Raw genomic sequence first — 21,614 nt, 5'->3', positions numbered from 1 at the left:
GCCGCTTTGCGCGGATCAGACGTCAACACGCTTGATGGACAGCGACTTCATATAGGCCGACGGATTCTCGGGATCGAACACCTTGCCGTCGAAGAACGTCTCCTTGCCGCGCGAGGTCGAGGTCGGGATTTCGGACGCGGGCACGCCCATTTCCTTGGCGGCCTCACGCCACATATCTTCGCGATTGACCTTCGCGATCAGCGCCTTGGTGTCGAAGCCCGCTTCATACTTGCCCCAGCGAATGTCTTCCGTGAGGAACCAGAGATCGTGACTCTGGAACGGATAAGACGCGAAGTCGCGCCAATACTTCATGATGTGCGGCGAGTTCTCGACCACCTTACCGGGGATGCCATAGTCGAACTTGCCGGCGCTGCGGTCATAGACGTCCTCGACCGGGCAATTCATCCATTGCCGCTTGCCCATGATCGAAGCGAGCTCCTGCTTGTTCTCCGCCTTGTCGGACCATTGCTGGGCTTCCATCACCGCCATCAGCAGCGCCTTGGCGGCTTTCGGATATTTGTCGACGAAAGCGGCGCGCATGCCGAACGACTTTTCCGGATGCTTGTTCCAGATTTCCCCGGTCGTGACCGCGGTGTAGCCGATGCGCTGATGGATCAACTGCAGATTCCATGGCTCGCCGACGCAAAAGCAATCCATGGTGCCGACCTTCATGTTGGCGACCATCTGCGGCGGCGGGACAACGATGGTCTCGATGTCCTTGTCGGGATCGATGCCGCCGGCCGCGAGCCAATAGCGGATCCAGAGATCATGGGTGCCGCCCGGGAAGGTCATGGCCGCCTTCACCGCCTTGCCGGAAGCTTTCTTCTTTTCCAGCGCCGCCTTGAACGGCGTAGCGTCAACGCCGAGCTTGAGATCGGCATATTCGCCGGCGACCGAGATGCACTGGCTGTCGAGATTGAGCCGCGCCAGGATGTACATCAGTGTCGGCTGGTTGTTCTGCGTCACCTTGCCGGCGGAGATCAGGTAAGGCATCGGGGTGAGGATATGCGCGCCGTCGATGCCGTTGCCTTCCGAGCCGAGCACGAGATTGTCGCGCGTCGTGCCCCATGAAGCCTGCTTCTGCACGTCGACATCGGGCATACCGTATTTGGCGAAGATGCCCTTGTCCTTGGCCACGAACAGCGGACCGGCGTCGCTGAGCGCGATGAAGCCGAGCTTGGCGCCCTTCACCTCAGGACCTGCACCTTGTGCGAACGCGCCGGCCGGGAAATTCAGTTTCGCCGCGGCCAGCAATGCGGCCGTTCCGCTTGCCGCCTTCAGAATCTGGCGGCGGCTGACGCCATGGCGGGAGGTCTCTTTGGTCGGCTTCGTCATGCGTGCAAATGTCCTTTGCGTCTGAATGCCCGTCCGCTTGTGGCACTGCCCCGAAGCGCACGGGGTCGCGTGCTGGGGAGGCCCCAGTCTGGCGGTGTCACAATTCGGATGATTGGTTTCGAGGGACGGCTTCAATGGCGTCGCAAGCTAGCTATTCAAGCTTCGTGCCAAGCCGCGAGACTGGAAAAATTCTAAGAAATGTAACGGGTTGGGAGTCGCACCGCTCCGCGCGTCTCGTCCGGTTCCGCCGCCAAATTTTGCGATTCGCTCAATGTTTGTGCGACGCACAAAAAATGAGCAGGCCCTGCTTGAGCGGTAGCCCGGGTGAAGCGCAGCGCAACCCGGGGATCCCTGCGCGCGTGGTCAGGAGCGATCCCGGGTTACGCTGCGCTTCACCCGGGCTACCGCCGCCTACGCGTCTTCGCCGACCTTCTCGGCCTTCACGCCGAGCGGTGCCGGCGGCGCGCCCTCGCCCGGCTTGATGCGGAAGTCGTAGGTCATCAAATGCCACGGCTCGCTCGTCTTGGTGCCGTCGGGCATGACAGGATCGGTGCGCTTTTCTATCTTCGCGACCAGCTCGTCCTTGACGCCGAACACCACGTCGGAGTCGAGATATTTGTCGCCCTCCATGAAGACGTGGGTGATCAGCGGCTCATAGCCCTTCGCCGCGACCAGGAAATGGATGTGCGCGGGACGCATCGGATGGCGCCGCGTCTGCATGATCATCTCGCCGACCGGGCCGTCGGTCGGGATCGGATAGCTGCAGGGCAGGATGGTGCGAAAATGGAAACGGCCGTCACCGCCGGTGATGAAGCGCGCCCGCGACGACGGGCCCTGCGTCGCATAGCTCGGCTTTTGTGAATCGTAGAAGCCATCGTCGTCGGCATGCCAGACGTCGACCGGCGCGCCGGCGACCGGCTTGCCGTCGAGATCGGTGACGCGCGCCTGCACGTAGAGCCGCTCGCCGGGCAGCGTCGCCGAGATATCGGTGCCATCAGGCGTCACCTTGTGCTCGCCGACATAGAACGGACCGAGCACCGTGGTCTCGGTGGCGCCATCGCGGTCGCGATGGTTGACTGCATCGACCAGCATGGAGACGCCGAGCACGTCGGAGAGCAGGATGAACTCCTGGCGGATATCGGTGCATTTGTGACCGGTGCGGGTCAGGAAATCGATCGCATATTCCCATTCCTCGAAGGTGAGGTCGGTGCGGCGGACATAATCGTGCAGCGACTTCACCAATTCCTGAAGCAGGAATTTGGCCCGCGGATTCGGCGTTTCCTCGAAGCTCTGGATGACGGCGGCGGTCAGCTCGGTGTCATTGAATTGCGGCATTGCTTCCATCCCTGCGAATTGGTTTCGCTTGGCTTCACCCTACACGACGACCCACGACGGTGTAAGCGCCAGGTGATTGGAACGCAGGACACTTTTCGGCTATCAAGGCCTGCCCCAAAACCGGAGAAGAGCGATGTTGGCCCCCACCCCCGCTTCCCCCGAATCCGCCGGCATGTCGCAAGCGGCGCTGGACCGCCTCGAGGACCACCTGAAGCGGCGCTACATCGAGGCCGGGCGGTTTCCGGGCACGCAGCTTCTGGTCTACCGCCGCGGCAAGATCGTGCATTCGACTGTGCAAGGCTTTGCCGATGTCGAGCGCAAGGTGCCGGTCAAGGACGACACCATCTTCCGCATCTATTCCATGACCAAGCCGATCACCTCGGTCGCCTTCATGATGCTGGTTGAGCAAGGCCTCGTGGCACTCGACGAGCCCGTCCATAAATACATCCCGGAATGGAAGAACCTCGGCGTGTTCCAGGCCGGCACCGCGCCGGCGTTCCTGACCAAGCCGCCGTCGCGGCCGATGCTGATCGTCGACCTCCTGCGGCACACCTCGGGGCTCACTTACGGCTTCCAGCAGCGCTCCAATGTCGATGCAGCCTATCGCGAGAACAAGATCGGCGAGGTCGTCAAGGCCGGTACGCTCGACACCATGATCGAGGATCTCGCCAAGATCCCGCTCGAATTCTCACCGGGTGAGGCCTGGAATTATTCTGTCGCCACCGACGTGATCGGATATCTCGTCGGCAAGATCAGCGGCATCCCGTTCGAGCAATTCCTGAAGGAGCGTATCTTCCACCCGCTCGGCATGAACGACACCGATTTCTTCGTGCCGGCAGACAAGGCGCATCGCCTGGCGGCCTGCTATTCCGCCGACCCGCAAGGCGGCATGACGTTCCATGCCGCCGACCGCAAGGGCGGGCTGACGCTGCAGGATGACCCGGCCACCAGCTCGTTCCTGTCGCCGCCCTCGCTGATATCAGGCGGCGGCGGATTGTGCTCGACGGCCGCCGACTATCTCACCTTCTGCCGCGCGCTGCTCAATGGCGGCGAGGTCGGCGGCGTGCGGCTGATCGGACCGAAGACCTTGAAGCTGATGACGTCGAACCATCTGCCCGGCGGCGTCGACCTGCCGGCCCTGTCGCGCTCGCTGTTCTCGGAAGCGGCCTATAACGGCATCGGCTTTGGCCTCGGCTTTGCCGTGACCATGAACCCGGCGCAGACGCTGATTGCCGGCAGCCCCGGCGAATACAATTGGGGCGGCGCCGCAACCACGTCGTTCTGGATCGACCCGGCGGAAGAATTGATCACGATCTTCATGACGCAGGTGCTCCCCTCCAGCGCCTACCCGCTGCGGCGCGAGCTGCGCACCATGGTGTACGCCGCGATCACCGACAGCAACCGTTGACCCTCTTTGTTCCGCGGCGCATCGCGTGAAGCGCCGCGGAACTTCGACAGCTTTCGAACCGTCGCGACGCGTGCTTGGCATGCAAGTTGCTACGCATGGGCAAAACCCATGGGAGCAGACCATGTCGAGCATCACAGCCGCAGCAGCTACCGAAACCCGCAAGCCGCTCTACACATCCCTCTTCGTCCAGGTGCTTGCCGCGCTGCTGCTCGGCATCGCGCTCGGCGTGATCGCCCCCGACTTCGCGATCGGGCTGAAGATCTTCAGCGACGCCTTCCTCAAGCTGATCTCGATGATCGTGGCACCGATCGTGTTCTGCGTGGTCGTGCACGGCATTGCCGGCGCCGGCGACCTGAAGAAAGTCGGTCGCGTCGGCGTCAAGGCGCTGATGTATTTCGAGGCGATGACGACGATCGCACTGGTCGTCGGCCTCCTGCTGGCCTATCTGTTCGGGCCCGGCCATGGCATGAACATCGATACCTCGACGCTCGATGCCAAGGCGCTCAACACCTATGCCGACAACGCCCACAAGCTGCAGGGCGGCGGCATCGGCGCTTTCCTCCTGAACATCATTCCGACCACCTCCTTCGATGCGCTGGCGCGCAACGACGTGCTGCAGGTCTTGTTCTTCGCGGTGATCTTCGGCGTCAGCCTGGCGCTGGTCGGCGGCGAAAAGGGCGAGAAGGTCACCTCCATGATCGACGCTGTCTCGGCGGTGCTGTTCCGCGCGATGGGGCTGATCGTGCGCGCCGCCCCGCTCGGCGTGCTCGGCGCGGTGGCCTATACGGTCGGCAAATACGGCGTCGGCTCGCTCAAGCAACTGGTCTCGCTGGTCGCGCTGTTCTACATCTCGGTCGCGATCTTCGTGTTCGGCGTGCTGGGCGGCGTCATGGCCCTGGCCGGCATCAATATCCTCAAATTCCTGGCCTACCTTCGCGAGGAATTGACCATCGTGCTGGCGACTGCGTCGTCCGACGCGGTGCTGCCGCAGATCATGCGCAAGCTGGAGCGGTTGGGCGTCAAGGACTCCGTCGTCGGGCTGGTGATCCCGACCGGCTATTCGTTCAACCTCGACGCCTTTTCGATCTATCTGACGCTGGCGGTGGTGTTCATCGCGCAGGCGACCAACACGCCGCTGTCGTTCGGCGATCTGTTGCTGGTGCTCGGCGTCTCCCTGATCACCTCAAAGGGCGCGCATGGCGTGCCGGGCTCGGCGATCGTGATCCTGGCGGCGACGCTGAATGCGGTGCCGACCATTCCCGCCATCGGCCTCGTGCTGGTGCTGTCGGTCGACTGGTTCATTGGCATGGCCCGCGCCGTCGGCAACCTGATCGGCAACTGCGTTGCGACAGTCGTGGTGGCGGCGTGGGAAGGCGATCTCGACCGCGAAAAGGCCACGCGGGTCCTCGACGGCGACGAGCTGGTCGACGTGACGGCGGGGTGAGGTGAATCGTAGCCCGGATGGAGCGCAGCGTAATCCGGGGCGCCACACGATCTGGCTAGGCCCCGGATTGCGCTGCGCTCCATCCGGGCTACGCGCAAACGAGCGCTATTTGACCAGTTTCAGATACGGCGGCAGCGGCTTGCCGGAGACCGACCTTACTTCCTGCGGCGGCCGCTCCTCCGGAGTCATCAGGTCGCACAGCGCCTTGAGCTCGGCGTCGGTCACCTGATGCAGCTCCATCCTGAGTTCGAGGATGGCCAGCGACAGCAAACGCGCCGTTTCCGGACTTGCCTTGTCCGTGAGGAAGTCCCTGCACTCCTCAAGCGTCGCAAGCAGCGAGAGCAACCGTTCTTCGGTATGGACAACCGGCATTTCTTCCGCTCCCGAACTTGCGAGATAGATTCGCGGCGTTTCATTTCTTCGCTTCATGAGCCTCTCCACAAAGGTCTGCGGGTGGTCGGGCGCGTGAATGAACAGATGATCCAGAAATTTTGCGAAATTGTCCAGCGGGTGATTGGTGCTCTGTTTTCCTTCTAATGCGCCTAACGCGCGGGAGGGATGCGCCACGCGGCTATGTCCGCTGTCATTTTTTGGCCAAATCCAGAGCCGTTCAGGTCCCGTACAAGTACGGGATGTAGAACCACGCATGCAGAGGCCGGTAGTAAGCATGCGTTCAAAATCTGTGTCGACCCAACCCGTAGTAGTTGTGGTTTGTCCAATATTTTGCCAAATACACAGTGCGGGATATCGTAAGTTATCTCGGGCGTTGACGACTTTAGGTAGTCTGACCACGCCGGTATCTGGATACTTCCAAAGCACGCGGCGTTTGGCTACCATTCGACAGTCTGCTTGGAGTACCGTGGTTCGCGAGACGAACTCACGATCCGGACAAAGTTAACGCTGAAGTATGGACGAATCCCTGACCAATCTGCGCAGGGCCTCCCGATTTGAAGGACGGGTAACCAGAATGAACAGATCAGCAGCAAAGAAGATGAAGCAACGCAGTGCCGGCAAGCCCGACATTGAGTTGGGCAAACGGATTCGCCTGCGGCGTGTGGAGCAAAAGATCTCGCAAGCGGAGCTGGGCGAAAAGCTCGGCGTCAGCTTCCAGCAGGTCCAGAAGTACGAGAAGGGCGTGAACCGTGTCGGCGCTGCTCGCCTTCAGCAGATCGCTGCCGCGCTCGACGTGCCTGTCACGTTCTTCTACGACGGCGACAACAAGTCGCGCGAGGTCGAAAGCCTCCTCTTCCTGGACAGCGCTTTCAGCCTGAGGTTGCTGCGAGCCTACAGCAAGATCAAGGACCAGACGGTTCAACGTCAACTGGTGTCCTTGATGGAATCGATCGCCGCGAACGAAGGCTGAGCCGTCGGCCCTTCTCCGTTTCGTGGCGCGGACCGCATCGATCCGCGCAAGCGCGTCGAACCGTGGCAAAACGCTGCACCGGGCTATGCGTTGGTTCGGATCGAGGCTTTGCTGAAGCGCTGCCATCTCGATGGCGGCGCTTTTTGCATTTGGCCCTTTTGCAGAAGCGCGTCCGTTCCAGCATCGATGCCGAGAGCGACAATCGGTCGCGCGATCGTCGGGCCCCTCTTCTCGCGGGTTCGAAGCTACAACAGCGCCAGCACGGCCTTGGCGATGTCGGCGGTGCCGTTGCCGCCGCCGATCTCGATCGGTTTGATGCCGCCGGCATAGGCCTTGTCGACGGCGCGCTCGATCCGTTCACCGGCTTCCGCCGCGCTCTCCAGCACATGCTTGTCGGCAAGCCAGTCCAGCATCATCGCGACCGACAGGATCATCGCAGTCGGATTGGCCTTGCCCTGCCCCATGATATCGGGCGCGGTGCCGTGGCAGGGCTGAAACACCGCGTAGCGGTCGCCGATGTCGGCTGACGGCGCCATGCCCATACCGCCGATCAGTCCGGCAGCAAGGTCGGAGAGAATGTCGCCGAACATGTTCTCCGTCACCATGACGTCGAAATCCCACGGACGCTTCACCATGAGCGCCGAGCAGGCATCGATATAAAGGTGATCGGCCCTGACATCCGGATGCCGCTTTGCGGTCTCGTCGAAGATGCCGCGGAAGAATGCAAAGGCCTTGAACACATTCGCCTTGTCGACGCAGGTCAGCCCGCCGCCAACGCGGCCGCGCGCCTTGCGGCGTTCGGCGAGGCGGAACGAGAACTCGAACAGGCGCTCGGAGGTCCTGCGCGTGATCAGCATGGTCTCGCGCGCCTCATCCTCGGTGACGACGCCCTTGCCCATCGAGGCGAACAGGCCTTCGGTCGATTCCCTGATCACGACGAAGTCGATGCCGCGCTGCTCCGCGCCGACGATCGGGCTCGGCACCCCCGGAATCAGCCGCGCCGGCCGCACGCCGGCATAGAGATCGAAATGGAAGCGCAACTCGATCTGCGGCGCAATCTCGGTGTTGTCGGGGTAGCGCACCGACGGCAGGCCGCAGGCTCCTAACAGGATCGCATCCGCCTCCTCGCACAGCCTCACCGTCGATTCCGGCAGCGAGACGCCGGTCTCTCTGTAATGGTTGGCGCCCGCGGGTGCCTCGGTGAAGCGGAATCGAAGCCCGGTCGCCGCCTCGATCTTGCGCAACACTTCGAGTGCCGGCGCCATCACCTCCGGACCGATGCCGTCGCCGCCGAGCACTGCGATATGGAGGGCGTTGTTTGCGGACATGGGATTCCCCCATTCGAAACAATGAAGGTTTTTGAACTCGTCATCGCCGGGCCTGTCCCAGCCATCCACGTTCTTACCGCTGAACGACCATAAGACGTGGATGCCCGGGACAAGCCCGGGCATGACGGCGGAGTACGGTGGCGGCCTACGGCGTCAGCACGGCGCGGCCGACTAGTTTGCCCTTCTGCAATTCGAGCAGGGAGTCATAGGCCTTGGCGAGCGGCACAGGAGTCACGGGGATCGGCGCAATCTTCTTGGTCCGGACAAGGTCGAGCAGTTCCTGCGTCTCGCGAAGGTTGCCGACATAGCTGCCCTGGATCGTGATCGCCTTGATCGGGATCAGCGGCAGCGCGAAGGTTGCGCCACCGCCGAACAAGCCGACGATCACGAGCTTGCCGCCCTTGGCCAGGCAGTCGAAGCCGAGCTGCGTGGTCTGGGCGTTGCCGACCAGGTCGATCACCGCGCGGATCGGGGCGCCCGCCTTCTTCGCCAATTGCTCCAGCGCATCGCCCGCCCCGCCGTCGACAGTGCCGAGCGCGCCGGCGGCTTCCGCCGCCTCGCGCTTGCGCGCGTCGATGTCGACAACGATCGCCCCCTTGCCACCCATCGCCTTCAGCAGCGACAGCGCCATCAGGCCGAGGCCGCCGGCGCCGATGATCACGATCGGCGAATCGAAGGCGAACTCGACCTTCTTTAGTGCGCTGTAGGTGGTCACGCCCGAGCAGGCATAGGGCGCGGCGGTGACGGGATCGAGCCCTTTGAGGTTGAGCAGGTACTTTGGATGCGGCACCAGCATGTGATCGGCGTAGCCGCCGTCGCAATAGACGCCGAGCGAGTTCGGCTTGACCGCACACATATTCTCGTCGCCGGCGAGGCAAGTCGGGCATTTGCCGCAGCCGAGCCAGGGATAAACCAGCGCCACGTCGCCGGCCTTGAGGCCACCGGTGTCGCCCGGCTTCACGTCCGGCCCGAACGCCGCCACCTCGCCGACGGTCTCATGCCCCATCGTGCGCGGCAGCGAGACGCCGCGATCCTTCAGCGACAGCGGCTTGCGCCCGTGGCCGAGATCGTAGCCGCCTTCCCAGATATGCAGATCGCTGTGGCAGATGCCGGCCGCCTTCACCTTGATCAGCACCTGCGTGCCGGTCGGCTCCGGCGTCGGCTGGTCGACTTCCTTCAAGGGGGCGTTGAACTCGGCAACCTGGAAACTCTTCATCTTTATTCTCCCAACATTCTTTGTTGTTACGGCAACATTGCCACGTCTGCCGACGCGAGACAAACCTCGGCGGGCGACGATCAGCCTTGCCGGCTGTTAGCCTGCGAATGCGGCAATCTCCGCGTCGGACAGGCCCGCCTCCTTGAGATAGGCGCGGGTGTGCTCGCCGAGCGTCGACACTCGCTTTACGGCTGCAACCTTCGCGCCGGACATCCGGAACGGCAGGTTGACCACCTCGAAGGTGCCGCCGCCGTCCTCGACCTCGGCCAGAGCGCCGCGATGCGCGAGCTGCGGATCGGCCAGCGCTTGCTCCACCGTGCGATAGGCGGATGAGGGCACGCCCTCCTCATTGAGCGCGGCGAGGCATTGTTCTGTCGTCACCCGGCGCGACCAATCCTCCACGCCATCCATCAGGGCCGCCCAATTTTCCCGGCGGTCGGAATATTTGGCGAATCGTGGATCGCTCACCCATTCGGGACGACCGATCACCTGCATCAAGCTCTGGAACGTCTTCTCGCTGGCGATCGCGAGCATGACGTAGCCGTCGGAGGTCTCAACAGGGCCGAACATCGGCCGCGCCGTTGGCTGCACCTTGAACTGCGCCCACTGCACCTCGTTCAAGGTCAGGCTCAGCATCGCTTCGAGCATGGAGACGTCGATGTGCTGGCCCTCCCCGCTGCTGTGCCGCTGATGCAGCGCCGCTCCGATCGCGCCAAACGCATAGACGCCGCTCAGCACGTCGGCGATGTAGATACCGCAATAGTCGGGCCTGCTCCGCCCGGCCTGGTAGGCCAGATGCGCCATGTCGTAGCCGGAGGCGGCATGGATGACCGGAGCATAGGCCGGCAGGCCAGCCGACGGCCCGGTCTGGCCGTAGCCGGAGATCGAGCAATAGATCAGCCGCGGGTTCAGCCCGCGCAGGCTGGCGTAATCGAGCTTCAAGCGCTGCATCACGCCGGGGCGGAAATTCTCGACCAAGATGTCGGCGGTCGCGACGAGGCGGCGTACCACCTCCACCCCTTCCGCCGACTTCAAGTCGAGCGTCAGGCTCTTCTTGCCGACATTGAGCTGGCCGAACGCGGTCGAGCAAAGCTTACGCATCGGTGGGCGGGTACGCATCATCTCGCCTTCAGCAGGCTCGATCTTGATGACTTCCGCTCCGAGGTCGGCAAGCATGCGCGTGCAATGAGGGCCGGCGATCGTCGTCGAAAAATCAAGCACACGAAGGCCGCCCAGGCTCTTTGTCAAATAGCCCTCATCGTTCTCGACTATCGTCATTCGCAAAGCTCCCTCGAGCCGTACCTTTTATCGGCGCGGCGTGAACCTAGAGCATGATCCGGAAAAGTGGAAACCGGTTTTCCCTCGCGACAAACGCGAAGCGCTTGCGCGGGGACCATGCTCAAACAAGAAGGTGGAGCGGCTTCTGCAGGGAAGCGTCTGAACCAGACCGGACCGGGCGGGCCCTTTGATTTTCGTCAAAGGAAAACTGGAACCATTTTTGCATAGTCGTTTACAGGTTGGAGCGAGGCGCTTTTTTGAGGGTCTTATTCATCACCACTGAAATGGACGATTTCGTCCGCGTCGGCGGCCTTGCTGCTGTTTCAGCCGCCCTTCCCAGAGCCCTGCGTCCCCTGAGCGATGTCCGGATCATGCTCCCCGGATATCGGGACGTGGTCGAGCAACTCACTCATATTGAAATCGTTGGCGAATGCGCGCCGCTTGCGGAGATGCCCGCATGCTCGATCGGCCGCGCCTCGACCCGCGACGGCATGCCGGTCTACGTCGTGCTGTGCCCACAGCTCTATGACCGTCCGGGCAACCCTTACGGCGACGAGAGTGGACGCGACTGGCCGGACAACGACATCCGCTTCGGGCGATTCGCGTCGGCCGCGGCAGAACTCGCCGCAGGCAGTCTGGACAAGAATTGGGCAGCCGACCTCGTCCACGCCAATGACTGGCAGGCCGCGCTGGCGCCGGCCTATCTGGCCTGGCGCGGCGCGCGCATCCCCTCGATCCTGACCATCCACAATCTCGCGTATCAGGGACTTTTCCCGAAAGACTCGTTGCGGCGGATTGGCGCGCCGGAAAGCTCCTTCCACATCGACGGGCTCGAGTTCTACGACAAGCTGTCCTTCCTCAAGGGCGGCATCGTCTACGCTTCGCATCTGACGACCGTCAGCGCGACCTATGCCAAGGAGATCACGACGCCAGAGCTCGGCTGCGGGCTCGAGGGCCTGCTGCGCATCCGCTCCGACGCCGCGCAGCTCACCGGAATCCTCAACGGCATCGACGAGAGCTGGGACCCGCGCTTTGACGCCAAGCTCGCGCAGCAGTTCGGTGTCGGCGACTGGGCCGGCAAGCAGGCCAATGCGGATTACGTCCGCAAGCAGTTTGGCCTTGCCGTCTCCCGCGGCCCGATGTTCGGCCTGGTCGCCCGCCTGGTGCACCAGAAGGGCGTCGATCTCGTGCTGTCTGCGGCCGATGAGATCGTCGCGGCCGGCGGGCAGATCGTCGTCACCGGCTCCGGCGAGCCGGGAATCGAGCAGGCCCTGGTGGAAGCACACCGGCGGCGGCCGGACGCGATCGGGGTCGCGATCGGCTTCAACGACGCCCAGGCGCGAAGGATCTTTGCCGGCAGCGATTTCACGCTGATGCCGTCGCGCTTCGAGCCCTGCGGCCTGAGCCAGATGTATGCGCAGCGCTTCGGCTCACTGCCGATCGGCCACCAGACCGGCGGGCTGGCCGAGACCATCCAGGACGGCGAGACTGGATTCCTGTTCGCGCAGCCATCGGCGGAATCCTTCCTCGGCGGCGTGCACCGCGCGTTCGAGGCGTTCGTCGCCAAGGACCGGCTCGACGCCATGCGCCGCAGCGCCATGGCGCGGAGCTTTAGCTGGAGCATCTCGGCCGCCTTGTACGGCGCGCTCTATCGCAAGCTGGCGCTGCCGCAGGCCATCTCGTAGAGCCGTAGCCCGGGTGGAGCGCAGCGCAACCCGGGCTACGGGGACTCACGCCGGCGCCGTTCGTCGCGTCTCGGGCATGATCAAGAGGATCATCAGGAGGCCGAGCGAGGCGATGCCCGCGAGGCCCAGGAAAGCGATGTTGCTGCCGAACTTGTCGCTGACATAGCCGGCGAGCACTGTGCTCAGCGATGCGCCGATTCCGACCGCGGTGCCGATGATGCCCTGCGCCAGGTTGAAATGCCCGCTGCCGAAGGCGACGTCCGCCACGATCAAGGGCACCATGACGCTGAATACCGCCGCGGTAATGCCGTCGAAGATCTGCACGGCCACCAGCAGATAGGGATCGTGCACAGTCGCAAACAGCACGCCGCGGATCACGAGCGCGCCGAAGGCGAGCAGGAGCAGCGGCCGCCGGCCCCAGGCCTGCGCCTTGCGTCCGACCGAAGGCGAGGCGAGCGCCACGATCGCCTGCGGCACGATGATGCAGGCCGCGATCAGCACCGGCGCCCACTGACTGGATCGCATCGTCACCACGCCCGCCATCAGCGGCAGCATCGCCGCGTTCGCGAGTTGGAACAGCAGCATGCTGACGGCGAAGATCAGCAATGCCCGCTTGCTGCACAGCGCGAACACGCTGGTCGCTTTCTTGTCGGGCACCTCGCGGACAACGGCGCCATGGGCTTGCGCGATATCGATCTCCTTCTCGCGAATCCGCGACAGCGCGATCAAGGTCGGTATCGCGAGGATGAAGGTGACCAGGAACACGGAACGGCTCGAGATCAGATACCCGGCGGCGCCCATCAGCGCTGCCGCCGAACCGTTGCCGAGCGAGGCGAAGCGGGCATTGCGCCCGAGCCGCTCGCTGATCGCATATGGCCCCACCAAGCCGAGGCTGATCGCCGCGATCGCCGGCCCGAGCACGCAGCTTGCGAGCGCGTGCAGGGTCGCTGCCGCCACCACGATCGGGAAGATCGGCCACACCGCATAGGCCAGCGCGGCGCAGCCGATGGTCGCGACCGCGAGCCCGGCGACCATTTTTTCGGAGCGCGCCGCATCGACGATTGCGCCGCCCGGCATCTGCCCCAGCAACGCAATGATGCCGCCGATCGAGAGCACGAAGCCGATCTCGACCTGGGTCCATTTCTGCGTGGTCAGATAGACCGCCACGAACGGGCCGAACCCGGTCTGCACATCGGCGAGGAAAAAGATGAACCAGTCTAAACCGCGCTGGCTCTGGGATGAAGGCTTGCGCGACGGCTCGGGTGCCGGCAACTCCGGAACCAGTGGCGCACCGTGATCGTCCGCCGTCGACCGCCTGCGATCGCCGCCAATCCTGTCCGTTAAAGAGGAGGGACGAGCGATCAATGTATCTCCGACTTTAATGGTCATATTGCCATGGTCGCAAACTGCCGGCAGCGCCGAGCACGATGAGAGGCGTATCCTCCTTGTATTCCGGCGCCGCGCTCACCTGCTCCTTGTTCAGTTCGAGCGTGATACTGTCGCTCTTGTTGGCGACCTGGCCGAAATGCAGTGCATTCCAGTCAACGACGATCTTGCGGCTGCCGACACCGAGGAAGCCGCCGAAGTCGATCACAGCGGCGCGCACGGTGCCTTCGCGATCGACGATCACGTCGACAATTCGTCCCATGTCCTCATTGGCGGCGCTGCGCACGTCGCGTCCGAGAATGCCATGCGCATCCCTGGCGCCGATCACCGTCACCGAGGGTGGAGGCGCCGGTTCCTTTTGCGCAGCCGGGGGTTTGGCCGGCGCCGGTGCCGCCGGATCATCGGCCGCTTGGGCGGCCGCAATTGCGGCAAAGACCGCGGCAATAATTGTCATCACCATGTTCGCCCACATCGGGGGCCTCCAATCCAGGAATAAAGCTAGACATTCTGGCCGACATTCAATGCGTCAGCACGATCGACACCTGGATTTGACCGCGTGTACGCAGCACTTCCAGCGATACTTCGCCATCATGGCGGCGGACTCGCAGATCGACGCTGGAGGCGCCGAGCTGCAGGTCGCGCAGGATCGCCTCATTTAGGAATTCCGGCAAGCGCGGATCGCGCAGCCTGATCTCGCCGCGCGCGGCGTCGAATTCGAGCCCCAGCGCCGCCTCCATCAGCGTGAAGGGGGTCGCACTCGCCCAAGCCTGCGGCGCACAGGCTACCGGATAGAGCACCGGTCCGCGCCGCCTTTCGCGCTGGAACCCACAGAACAGTTCGGGCAAACGCCGGAGATCCATGTAGCTGGCGGCGTCGAACAGCCCCTTGAACAGGTGCGCCACTGAGTGTTTCAGCCCGTAGCGCGCGAAGCCGAGCGCGATCAGCGCATTGTCGTGCGGCCAGATCGAGCCATCGTGATACGACATCGGGTTGTAACGGACCTCATTCCTGCCGACCGTGCGGATGCCCCAGCCCGAGAAGAAGCTCTGGCTCATCAGGTCGGCTGCGACCAGCCGCGCGCGGTCTTCGCGCACGATGCCGGTGAACAGGAGCTGGCCGGCATTCGAGGTCCGCACCCGGCAGGGTTCCTTCTTGCCATCGAGCGCCAGCGCATAGGTTCCGAGTTCCTCGCACCAGAAGGCGTCCTCGAAGCGCTGGCGCAGCGTCTCGGCCTCTTTGTCGAGCTTCTCTGCCCTGTCGGCATAGCCGAGCCGGCGCGCCACCCTGGCCAGCAGCCGCTTGGCCGCGAACACATAGCCCTGCACTTCACAGAGCGCGATGTAGCCCTCCGCCAGCCTGCCGTCGGCATGGAAGATGGCATCAAAGGAATCCTTCCAGCCCTGGTTGGCGAGGCCCTGCTCGGTCGCGCGCTGATATTCGATGAAACCATCGCCATCGGGATCGCCGGGGCCGTCGATCCATTGCAGCGCCGCCTCGATCGAGGGCCAGAGTTCCGCAAGCGTCGCTTCGTCTCCGGTGCGCTCGAAATAATGGCCGGCCAGCAGCACGAACAGCGGCGTCGAATCGACGCTGCCGTAATATTGCGCGAACGGCACCTCGCGCAGCGCCGCCATCTCGCCGCCGCGCATCTCATGCAGGATCTTTCCGGGCTCCGCATCGGAAAGCGGATCGACGCTCTTGGCCTGGAAGAACGCAAGCCGCTTCAAGACGCCTTTGGCGATGCGCGGATCGATCCACAGCATCTGCAACGCGGTGATCAATCCATCGCGGCCGAAAGTCGTGGAGTACCAGGGGATGCCGGCATAGGGATAGCGGCCCTGCGGCGTCTCCGTCATCAGCATGTTGAGGTCGGCCATTGCCTGGCACAGCACCTCGTTGAAGATGTTGTTCGAGGTCTCGATGCTGGCTGCACCAGCCGTCGAGCGCCGCATCTCACGGCGATGCGCGAGCAGCCCGCGAAAGAACGGCACCGGCTTGTGCATGACCGGCTTGTTGCAGGACACCGCGATGAACAGCGAGGTGACCGCCTTGGGCTCCAGTTCGAAATGATAGGTCGCGGCATTGACCGCGAGCCGCGTCGGCTTGGGATCGAAATGCAGCGCCGTGATCCGTGACTGTTCGTCCAGTCCGACATATTCGAGCACGACGTCGGTCGGGCCGAGCAACCTGCTCGAGCCTACGCCACGCCGGGGCCGGCGCTCGCCGCGCACTTCGAACAGATCAGCAAAATCATTGTCGAACAGCAAGGTGAGATCGAAGCTCGCCAGCCGATCGCCGTGATTTTGCAGACCGATGCGCTGATAGGCGGTGCCGCGCCAGAGGAAGATCGAGCGCACGATGTGCAGCGTGTCCTTCTGCAGCATCAGCCGGCCGCCCCGATAGACGTCGGAGTTGGTGAGATCGACAGTCAGCGCCGAGTTGTCGTCGCGCAGATTCGAGCCGAGCAACAGCGGCTGCACGTCGTCGAGCACCATCTCCAGCCGCGCGAGATAGCGCGTATCGGCGTTGAACAGGCCGTCGGGTCCGCCGGCGGAAGCGCCGATGTCGCCATGGCTGTCGAGCACGATGAACGTGTCGTCATGCTTAAGCGACCGCCGCGGCCTCGCGGCGGGACCGGTCATCGGAATGTAGAAGGGCGATTCCGCGATTTGCTCGACGACACGCACGGTCGAAATCTGCGTAACGATCTCCGCTGCCATTTAGACCTCGAGCGCCTCTCTCTCGGGTTTGCGATGGACGCTGACTATACGCAACTATTATGGATCAGGCAGCCTGGGTGGCGAGGCGGCCCATTTCGCGCACCACCAGTTCGCGGTATGGCCCCCTGCCCTGCACAAGGATATCGGGCGGCCCGTCCTCGACGATGCGGCCGCCCTGCAGCACGACCACACGATCGAAGCTGCGCAACGTGGCCAGGCGATGGGCAATCGCGACCACGGTGCGCCCGCGCATCAGGCGCGACAGCGCTTCACGTATGGCCTCCTCGGACTCGCTGTCAAGCGCCGCGGTCGCTTCATCGAGCAGAAGGATCGGCGCGTCTTTCAGGAACGCACGGGCGATTGCGATGCGCTGGCGCTGCCCGCCCGACACCTTGATGCCGCGGTCGCCGACGATGGTATCCATACCCTCCGGTAAATTCTCGATGAAGTCGCAGCGCGCTGCGATCGCCGCGCGGAGCACCTCGTCGTCGGTCGCGTTCGGCCGTCCGTAGCGGATGTTTTCCATGATCGAGCGGTGGAACAGGGAGATGTCCTGCGGCACCACCGAGATCGCCTCGCGCAGGCTCTGCTGCGTGACCCGCGCAATATCCTGGCCGTCGATGGTGATGCTGCCGCGCTCCACGTCGTAGAAGCGCTGCAGCAGCGTGAACAGCGTCGATTTGCCGCCGCCGGATTGCCCGACCAGCCCGACCCGTTGACCGGGCTGGATACGCAGGTTGAACTTGTCGAACACCTGCATGCCGCCGGGGTACTGGAACGAGATGTTGTTGAAGGCGATCGCAGCCCCGCTCTTGATCAACGCTTCGGCCTCCGGGTGATCCTTCAGTTCATGCGGGGTCAGCAGCGTCGCGAGCGCCTCCATCAGGCGGGCGACATGCTGGGTGGCATCGACCAGCGCCACCGCCAGATCGCGCGTCGCGCTCAGGATGCAGATCCCGAGCGTGCAGACCAGCACCACGTCACCGGTGGTGGCGGCGCCCTGCTGCCAAAGGTTGACCGCCCACGCTAGCATGCAGATGGTGAGGACCACCGTCACCGCCGCATGAGTGAGCCGCAGCTTTTCGAGGTAGCGCAGGCTGCGGCCCCGGGCGGTCAGTTCCCGGTTCACGGTCGCGTCGAACCGGGCGTGCTCGAAGCTCAATCCGCAGAACGCCCGCACCAGCGGCATGTTGTTGATGACGTCGACCATCTCGCCATCCACGGCGGCCGCCTTGTCGGCATAATCATCGTGCAGCGGCCGGCCGGCGGCTGCCATGCGGAACATCGCGAACACCATGGTTCCCGCAATGACGATCAGCACCGCCGACATGGTCAGGCTTACAGTCCCGATCAGCGCGATCGCGGCGAAGGTCGCAACACATGGCGGCAGCACGTTCCAGACAAACATGTTCTCGACCGTATAGACCGCGTTCGAGGTCGCGGTGATCCGGCTGGTCAACATGCCTGGCAGGCGATCGGTAAAGTAGCTCGGCGCATGACCGGTGAGGTGGCGGAACAGGTCGCGCCTAAGATCGCCGGTGACGCCGACGAAAGCGTAGCTCGCGATCCAGCTTGCGATCCGCCATAGAAAATTATCTGCCGCGATCAGTGACATGAGCAGAACGAATGCCAGCCATACGCCGCCGGCCTGAGCGGGACCGCCCGATAGGCTGTCGACGAGGTTCTTCACCCCGTACTGCGTGCCTACGGAGCAGGCAACCGCGCCGAGAACGCACCCCAATATTACGGCGTGTGATGCGGGCCGCCGCCGCAGATAGCGCAGCACAAAAGGAAAGGGGCGGTGCGCGTATCCTGAAAGATTGTCCATGTGCGCCTGCAAACCTGTTGAGCAGCAAGGTGAATTTCTTAGTGAACCGCCCCGCACACGATTCCGTGAGGGACAGTGATCGATGTTTCGTACCGCGAAGCCATCACTGCGCAACAATTCTGCAGCACCGATAGTTGCGAAAATTTGTTCGCGGCAAATGGCATCAGCAAGACCACACTGTGAAGGAAGAAAGAACGACCCACACAGCAAAGGAACTTCGCACGTGCGGGAACGTTCCCGTTACGGCATGCCGGTGCCGGACAAATGGGGTTGGGCTTGATTATCCCACATCACACAGAGGAGACGAAAGCATGCGCATCGCGCAGGTTGCGCCACTGACGGAGGCTGTTCCCCCGAAGCTCTATGGCGGGACGGAACGGGTCGTGCACTGGTTGACTGAAGAACTGGTCACGCTAGGCCACGACGTTACCCTGTTTGCCAGTGGGGACTCGCAGACCTCGGGCAAGCTGGAGGCGACCTGGCCGAAAGCATTGCGGCTGGATGGATCGGTCCGCGATCCCAACGCGCTGCACATGGTGCTGCTCGAGCGCGTCCGACAGAAATGCGATCAGGAGGAGTTCGACTTCCTCCACTTCCATCTGGATTATTATCCGTGGTCGCTGTTCCAGCGGCAGCCGACGCCGTTCGTGACCACCCTGCACGGCCGGCTGGACCTTCCCGAGCACCAACCGGTGTTCGATACGTTCCCGGAGGTGCCGGTGATCTCGATCTCCAACGCCCAGCGCCGTCCGGTGCCGCAGGCGAATTGGGTGAAGACGATCCATCACGGCCTGCCGGAGAACCTGCTGACCCCGCAGGCGGTCAACCCGTCCTATCTGGCGGTGCTCGGCCGCATCGCGCCGGAAAAGGGGGTCGACCGCGCCATCAAGATCGCGATGCGCTGCGGCATCCCCTTGAAAATGGCGGCAAAGGTCGACCGCGCCGACCAGGAATATTACGAGGCGGTCATCCGTCCGCTGATCGTGGACAACCCCCTGGTAGATTTCATCGGCGAAATCAGCGACCGCGAGAAGCCGGAGTTCCTGAGCGGCGCCATCGCCCTGTTGCTGCCGATCGACTGGCCGGAGCCGTTCGGCCTGGTGATGATCGAGGCCATGGCCTGCGGCACGCCGGTCATCGCCTTCAACCGCGGCTCGGTGCCGGAGATCATCGAGGATGGCCTGACCGGCTTCATCGTCGAGGATGAGACCAGCGCCGTCGGCGCGGTCGGCCGGCTTCCGGCGCTGAGCCGGCAGACGATCCGCAAGCGGTTCGAGACCCGCTTCACCGCGCGCCGCATGGCGCTCGACTACCTCAACTGTTATCGCGACCTGATGGAAGCGGCCGAGCCGCGCATCAAGCTGGTCGCAAGCGCGGAGTGAGGGAAGAGCGGAGATGCCGTAGGGTTGGCAAAGCGTAGCGTGCCCACCGTTACGAGCGAACACTTGGTGGTGGGCACGGCGCTAACGCGCCTTTGCCCACCCTTCTGTAACGGGCCTTGCTCAGTCAATCCCTTTTTGCGTCATCCGCTCGCCGGGGTCTCGCTTCTGTACGGGGTCGGTGCAAGACCGCCACCTGATGGGGTTGGAGAGGATCGGTCGGCCAATCTACAGGAGCGTGGTTACGAGCCACCTGGTGGGCAACGGCCTGACCTGATCCATCGTCCCGGCGAAGGGACTTTGCTTCGAGAAGGCCGAGGGTGTCAGAAAGAATGTGTAAGCAGGTTTCTGTGAGTTTACCTTACCGAGGAGACTCACATGACGACCGACACGACCATTACACCTGAACTGCTGGATCAACTGCTTGCTAACTATGAGAAGCCTGAAGACCTCACAGGCGCAGACGGGCTTTTCAAGCAGCTGAAGAAGGCGCTGATTGAGCGGGCGCTTGGTGCGGAGCTGAGCGCTCATCTTGGCTACGAGAAGGGGGACCCGGCCGGCCGCGGCAGCGGCAATAGCCGTAACGGGACCAGCGCGAAGACAATCCTGACCGAGGACGGCGAGATCGACATAGCTGTGCCACGCGACCGGGCCGGCAGCTTTGAGCCGCTATTGATCGCCAAGGGCCAGACCCGTTTCGACGGCTTTGACGACAAAATCCTGAGCCTCTACGCGCGCGGCATGACGGTGCGCGAGATCCAGGGGCATTTGTCTGAACTTTATGGGGCCGAAGTCTCGCCGGATTTGATCAGCCGGGTGACCGACGCGATTCTCGACGAAGTTCGGGAATGGCAAAGCCGCCCGCTCGACCCGGTCTATCCGGTGGTGTTTTTCGACGCGCTGCGGGTCAAGATTCGCGATGAAGGCATGGTCAAGAACAAGGCCGTCTATGTCGCGCTAGCGCTCAATCCGGACGGCGAGAAGGAGGTTCTTGGCTTGTGGATTGAGCAGACCGAAGGCGCCAAATTCTGGCTCAAGGTCATCAACGAGCTGAAGACGCGTGGCGTCAACGATATCCTGATCGCGGTGGTCGATGGGCTCAAGGGCTTTCCCGAGGCGATTGCCTCGGTCTATCCGCAGACCGTGGTGCAGACCTGCATCGTGCACCTGATCCGCAACAGCCTGGCGTTTGTCGCTTGGAAGGATCGCAAGGCGATCCTGCCTGCCATCAAGGCGATCTACCGGGCCGAGAATGCCGACATGGCGCTGCTCCGGCTCGACGAGTTCGAGGACGAATGGGGCAAGCGCTATCCGGCGATCGGCCAGGCTTGGCGCCGCGCCTGGGAACAGGTCGTGCCGTTCTTCGCGTTCGCTCCTGGCGTCCGCAAGATGATCTACACCACCAACGCGGTCGAGGCGCTGCACCGTAGCTTGCGCAAGATCATCAAGACCCGCGGCAGCTTTCCAAGCGACGACGCGGCGTTGAAGCTGCTTTATCTCGCCATCAAGAACGCCGGATTGAGGTGGCGGCGAGGCGTCGAGTGGACTGCCGCCATGGGCCAGTTCGCCATTCAGTTCGGCTCGCGTTTTCCGGGATCAGCGCGATGACCAAAGTGTCGATCAGCCTCATCCGCCGGCCCGAGTTTGGCCGATCAGCAAGCTCTGTAAAGGCGGGCCTGCGGCCCCCGCCTACGGCGGCTACGGCCTTGACAGACCTTGCTGCCCGGCCACTGCTAGCCACCATGGGATCGATGACAATGTCCGGCTGATGCAAGAAACGACTGCAATTCAACCTTCACAGAGGCCTCTTACACAAAATACCTGACATTCCCAGAAGGCCTGGTGTGGTGACCCGCCCGAAAACCTGGTGTGCGCCTCCTGTCAGGCTGCCGCCGCGGCGGCGTTGAAC

At 63.3% G+C, this 21,614-nt stretch carries 16 protein-coding genes; 6 read left to right on the top strand and 10 right to left on the bottom strand.

What is annotated here, in order from left to right; translation table 11 throughout:
• Positions 1-15: 15 nt before the first annotated feature.
• Both AC5ZG5_RS18955 and AC5ZG5_RS18950 read right to left on the bottom strand, forming a co-directional pair.
• A complete protein-coding gene (locus tag AC5ZG5_RS18955; RefSeq protein ID WP_456643509.1) occupies positions 16-1,335 on the bottom strand; it encodes a CmpA/NrtA family ABC transporter substrate-binding protein in 1,320 nt (439 codons plus the stop codon).
• A gap of 411 nt (positions 1,336-1,746) precedes the next feature.
• On the bottom strand, positions 1,747-2,670 hold the full coding sequence (locus tag AC5ZG5_RS18950; protein WP_456643510.1) for an intradiol ring-cleavage dioxygenase: 924 nt from the start codon (positions 2,668-2,670) through the stop codon (positions 1,747-1,749).
• A gap of 133 nt (positions 2,671-2,803) precedes the next feature.
• Between AC5ZG5_RS18950 and AC5ZG5_RS18945 the strand changes: the two genes are divergently transcribed.
• Positions 2,804-4,078 (top strand): serine hydrolase domain-containing protein, encoded by a 1,275-nt coding sequence (locus tag AC5ZG5_RS18945; RefSeq protein ID WP_456643511.1) that lies wholly within the window; start codon positions 2,804-2,806, stop codon positions 4,076-4,078.
• Positions 4,079-4,199: 121 nt separating this feature from the next.
• Positions 4,200-5,522 carry a dicarboxylate/amino acid:cation symporter gene (locus tag AC5ZG5_RS18940; protein ID WP_456643512.1) on the top strand — a complete coding sequence of 441 codons (1,323 nt, stop codon included), beginning with the start codon at positions 4,200-4,202 and terminating at the stop codon, positions 5,520-5,522.
• A gap of 105 nt (positions 5,523-5,627) precedes the next feature.
• Here the strand turns inward: AC5ZG5_RS18940 and AC5ZG5_RS18935 are convergent, their stop codons facing one another.
• On the bottom strand, positions 5,628-6,359 hold the full coding sequence (locus AC5ZG5_RS18935) for a hypothetical protein (RefSeq protein WP_456643513.1): 732 nt from the start codon (positions 6,357-6,359) through the stop codon (positions 5,628-5,630).
• Between the two features lie 130 nt (positions 6,360-6,489).
• Between AC5ZG5_RS18935 and AC5ZG5_RS18930 the strand changes: the two genes are divergently transcribed.
• A complete protein-coding gene (locus AC5ZG5_RS18930; protein WP_130222530.1) occupies positions 6,490-6,885 on the top strand; it encodes a helix-turn-helix domain-containing protein in 396 nt (131 codons plus the stop codon).
• Positions 6,886-7,130: 245 nt separating this feature from the next.
• On the opposite strand, the gene AC5ZG5_RS18925 is transcribed toward AC5ZG5_RS18930, so the two are convergent.
• The 3 genes from AC5ZG5_RS18925 to AC5ZG5_RS18915 all read right to left on the bottom strand — a co-directional run bounded on the left by AC5ZG5_RS18925 (position 7,131) and on the right by AC5ZG5_RS18915 (position 10,707).
• The gene (locus tag AC5ZG5_RS18925; protein WP_456643514.1) at positions 7,131-8,213 is read right to left on the bottom strand and encodes an isocitrate/isopropylmalate dehydrogenase family protein; all 1,083 of its coding nucleotides are present in this window, start codon (positions 8,211-8,213) and stop codon (positions 7,131-7,133) included.
• 145 nt (positions 8,214-8,358) lie between these two features.
• Complete coding sequence (locus AC5ZG5_RS18920; protein WP_456643515.1) at positions 8,359-9,429, bottom strand: alcohol dehydrogenase; 1,071 nt, start codon at positions 9,427-9,429, stop codon at positions 8,359-8,361.
• 96 nt (positions 9,430-9,525) lie between these two features.
• Positions 9,526-10,707 (bottom strand): CaiB/BaiF CoA transferase family protein, encoded by a 1,182-nt coding sequence (locus AC5ZG5_RS18915; protein WP_456643516.1) that lies wholly within the window; start codon positions 10,705-10,707, stop codon positions 9,526-9,528.
• A gap of 257 nt (positions 10,708-10,964) precedes the next feature.
• Here AC5ZG5_RS18915 and glgA point away from each other — a divergent pair, with 257 nt between their 5' ends.
• Positions 10,965-12,392 carry a glycogen synthase GlgA gene (glgA, locus tag AC5ZG5_RS18910; protein WP_130222308.1) on the top strand — a complete coding sequence of 476 codons (1,428 nt, stop codon included), beginning with the start codon at positions 10,965-10,967 and terminating at the stop codon, positions 12,390-12,392.
• Positions 12,393-12,437: 45 nt separating this feature from the next.
• On the opposite strand, the gene AC5ZG5_RS18905 is transcribed toward glgA, so the two are convergent.
• The 4 genes from AC5ZG5_RS18905 to AC5ZG5_RS18890 all read right to left on the bottom strand — a co-directional run bounded on the left by AC5ZG5_RS18905 (position 12,438) and on the right by AC5ZG5_RS18890 (position 18,326).
• Entirely contained in the window at positions 12,438-13,781 is a 1,344-nt protein-coding gene (locus AC5ZG5_RS18905) for an MFS transporter (RefSeq protein ID WP_130222306.1), read from the bottom strand.
• Entirely contained in the window at positions 13,771-14,250 is a 480-nt protein-coding gene (locus tag AC5ZG5_RS18900) for a PRC-barrel domain-containing protein (RefSeq protein WP_456643517.1), read from the bottom strand. Before AC5ZG5_RS18900 ends, AC5ZG5_RS18905 begins: the two co-directional genes overlap by 11 nt.
• A 46-nt stretch (positions 14,251-14,296) precedes the next feature.
• On the bottom strand, positions 14,297-16,498 hold the full coding sequence (locus AC5ZG5_RS18895) for an amylo-alpha-1,6-glucosidase (protein ID WP_456643518.1): 2,202 nt from the start codon (positions 16,496-16,498) through the stop codon (positions 14,297-14,299).
• 64 nt (positions 16,499-16,562) lie between these two features.
• Positions 16,563-18,326 carry an ABC transporter ATP-binding protein gene (locus AC5ZG5_RS18890; RefSeq protein WP_456643519.1) on the bottom strand — a complete coding sequence of 588 codons (1,764 nt, stop codon included), beginning with the start codon at positions 18,324-18,326 and terminating at the stop codon, positions 16,563-16,565.
• A 311-nt stretch (positions 18,327-18,637) separates the two neighbouring features.
• On the opposite strand from AC5ZG5_RS18890, the gene AC5ZG5_RS18885 reads away from it, so the two are divergent.
• Together AC5ZG5_RS18885 and AC5ZG5_RS18880 are read left to right on the top strand one after the other, a co-directional pair.
• The gene (locus tag AC5ZG5_RS18885; protein ID WP_028163060.1) at positions 18,638-19,708 is read left to right on the top strand and encodes a glycosyltransferase family 4 protein; all 1,071 of its coding nucleotides are present in this window, start codon (positions 18,638-18,640) and stop codon (positions 19,706-19,708) included.
• Between the two features lie 375 nt (positions 19,709-20,083).
• Positions 20,084-21,313 carry an IS256 family transposase gene (locus tag AC5ZG5_RS18880; RefSeq protein WP_456643520.1) on the top strand — a complete coding sequence of 410 codons (1,230 nt, stop codon included), beginning with the start codon at positions 20,084-20,086 and terminating at the stop codon, positions 21,311-21,313.
• The last annotated feature ends 301 nt before the right edge of the window (positions 21,314-21,614 follow it).

It is taken from the genome of Bradyrhizobium sp. Ses1 (assembly GCF_059512365.1).
The sequence above is the reverse complement of the archived record's forward strand: the minus strand, read 5'-3'. Positions and strand labels throughout refer to the sequence as shown.

What these genes read in the sequence shown, in the direction of transcription:
- AC5ZG5_RS18930 (WP_130222530.1), top strand. Translation starts at nt 6,490, where the DNA reads ATGAACAGATCAGCAGCAAAGAAGATGAAGCAACGCAGTGCCGGCAAG.
- AC5ZG5_RS18955 (WP_456643509.1), bottom strand. Translation starts at nt 1,335, where the DNA reads ATGACGAAGCCGACCAAAGAGACCTCCCGCCATGGCGTCAGCCGCCGC.
- AC5ZG5_RS18945 (WP_456643511.1), top strand. Translation starts at nt 2,804, where the DNA reads ATGTTGGCCCCCACCCCCGCTTCCCCCGAATCCGCCGGCATGTCGCAA.
- AC5ZG5_RS18940 (WP_456643512.1), top strand. Translation starts at nt 4,200, where the DNA reads ATGTCGAGCATCACAGCCGCAGCAGCTACCGAAACCCGCAAGCCGCTC.
- AC5ZG5_RS18950 (WP_456643510.1), bottom strand. Translation starts at nt 2,670, where the DNA reads ATGCCGCAATTCAATGACACCGAGCTGACCGCCGCCGTCATCCAGAGC.
- AC5ZG5_RS18880 (WP_456643520.1), top strand. Translation starts at nt 20,084, where the DNA reads ATGACGACCGACACGACCATTACACCTGAACTGCTGGATCAACTGCTT.
- AC5ZG5_RS18885 (WP_028163060.1), top strand. Translation starts at nt 18,638, where the DNA reads ATGCGCATCGCGCAGGTTGCGCCACTGACGGAGGCTGTTCCCCCGAAG.
- AC5ZG5_RS18935 (WP_456643513.1), bottom strand. Translation starts at nt 6,359, where the DNA reads ATGGTAGCCAAACGCCGCGTGCTTTGGAAGTATCCAGATACCGGCGTG.
- AC5ZG5_RS18920 (WP_456643515.1), bottom strand. Translation starts at nt 9,429, where the DNA reads ATGAAGAGTTTCCAGGTTGCCGAGTTCAACGCCCCCTTGAAGGAAGTC.
- AC5ZG5_RS18925 (WP_456643514.1), bottom strand. Translation starts at nt 8,213, where the DNA reads ATGTCCGCAAACAACGCCCTCCATATCGCAGTGCTCGGCGGCGACGGC.
- AC5ZG5_RS18895 (WP_456643518.1), bottom strand. Translation starts at nt 16,498, where the DNA reads ATGGCAGCGGAGATCGTTACGCAGATTTCGACCGTGCGTGTCGTCGAG.
- AC5ZG5_RS18915 (WP_456643516.1), bottom strand. Translation starts at nt 10,707, where the DNA reads ATGACGATAGTCGAGAACGATGAGGGCTATTTGACAAAGAGCCTGGGC.
- AC5ZG5_RS18905 (WP_130222306.1), bottom strand. Translation starts at nt 13,781, where the DNA reads ATGACCATTAAAGTCGGAGATACATTGATCGCTCGTCCCTCCTCTTTA.
- AC5ZG5_RS18890 (WP_456643519.1), bottom strand. Translation starts at nt 18,326, where the DNA reads ATGGACAATCTTTCAGGATACGCGCACCGCCCCTTTCCTTTTGTGCTG.
- AC5ZG5_RS18900 (WP_456643517.1), bottom strand. Translation starts at nt 14,250, where the DNA reads ATGTGGGCGAACATGGTGATGACAATTATTGCCGCGGTCTTTGCCGCA.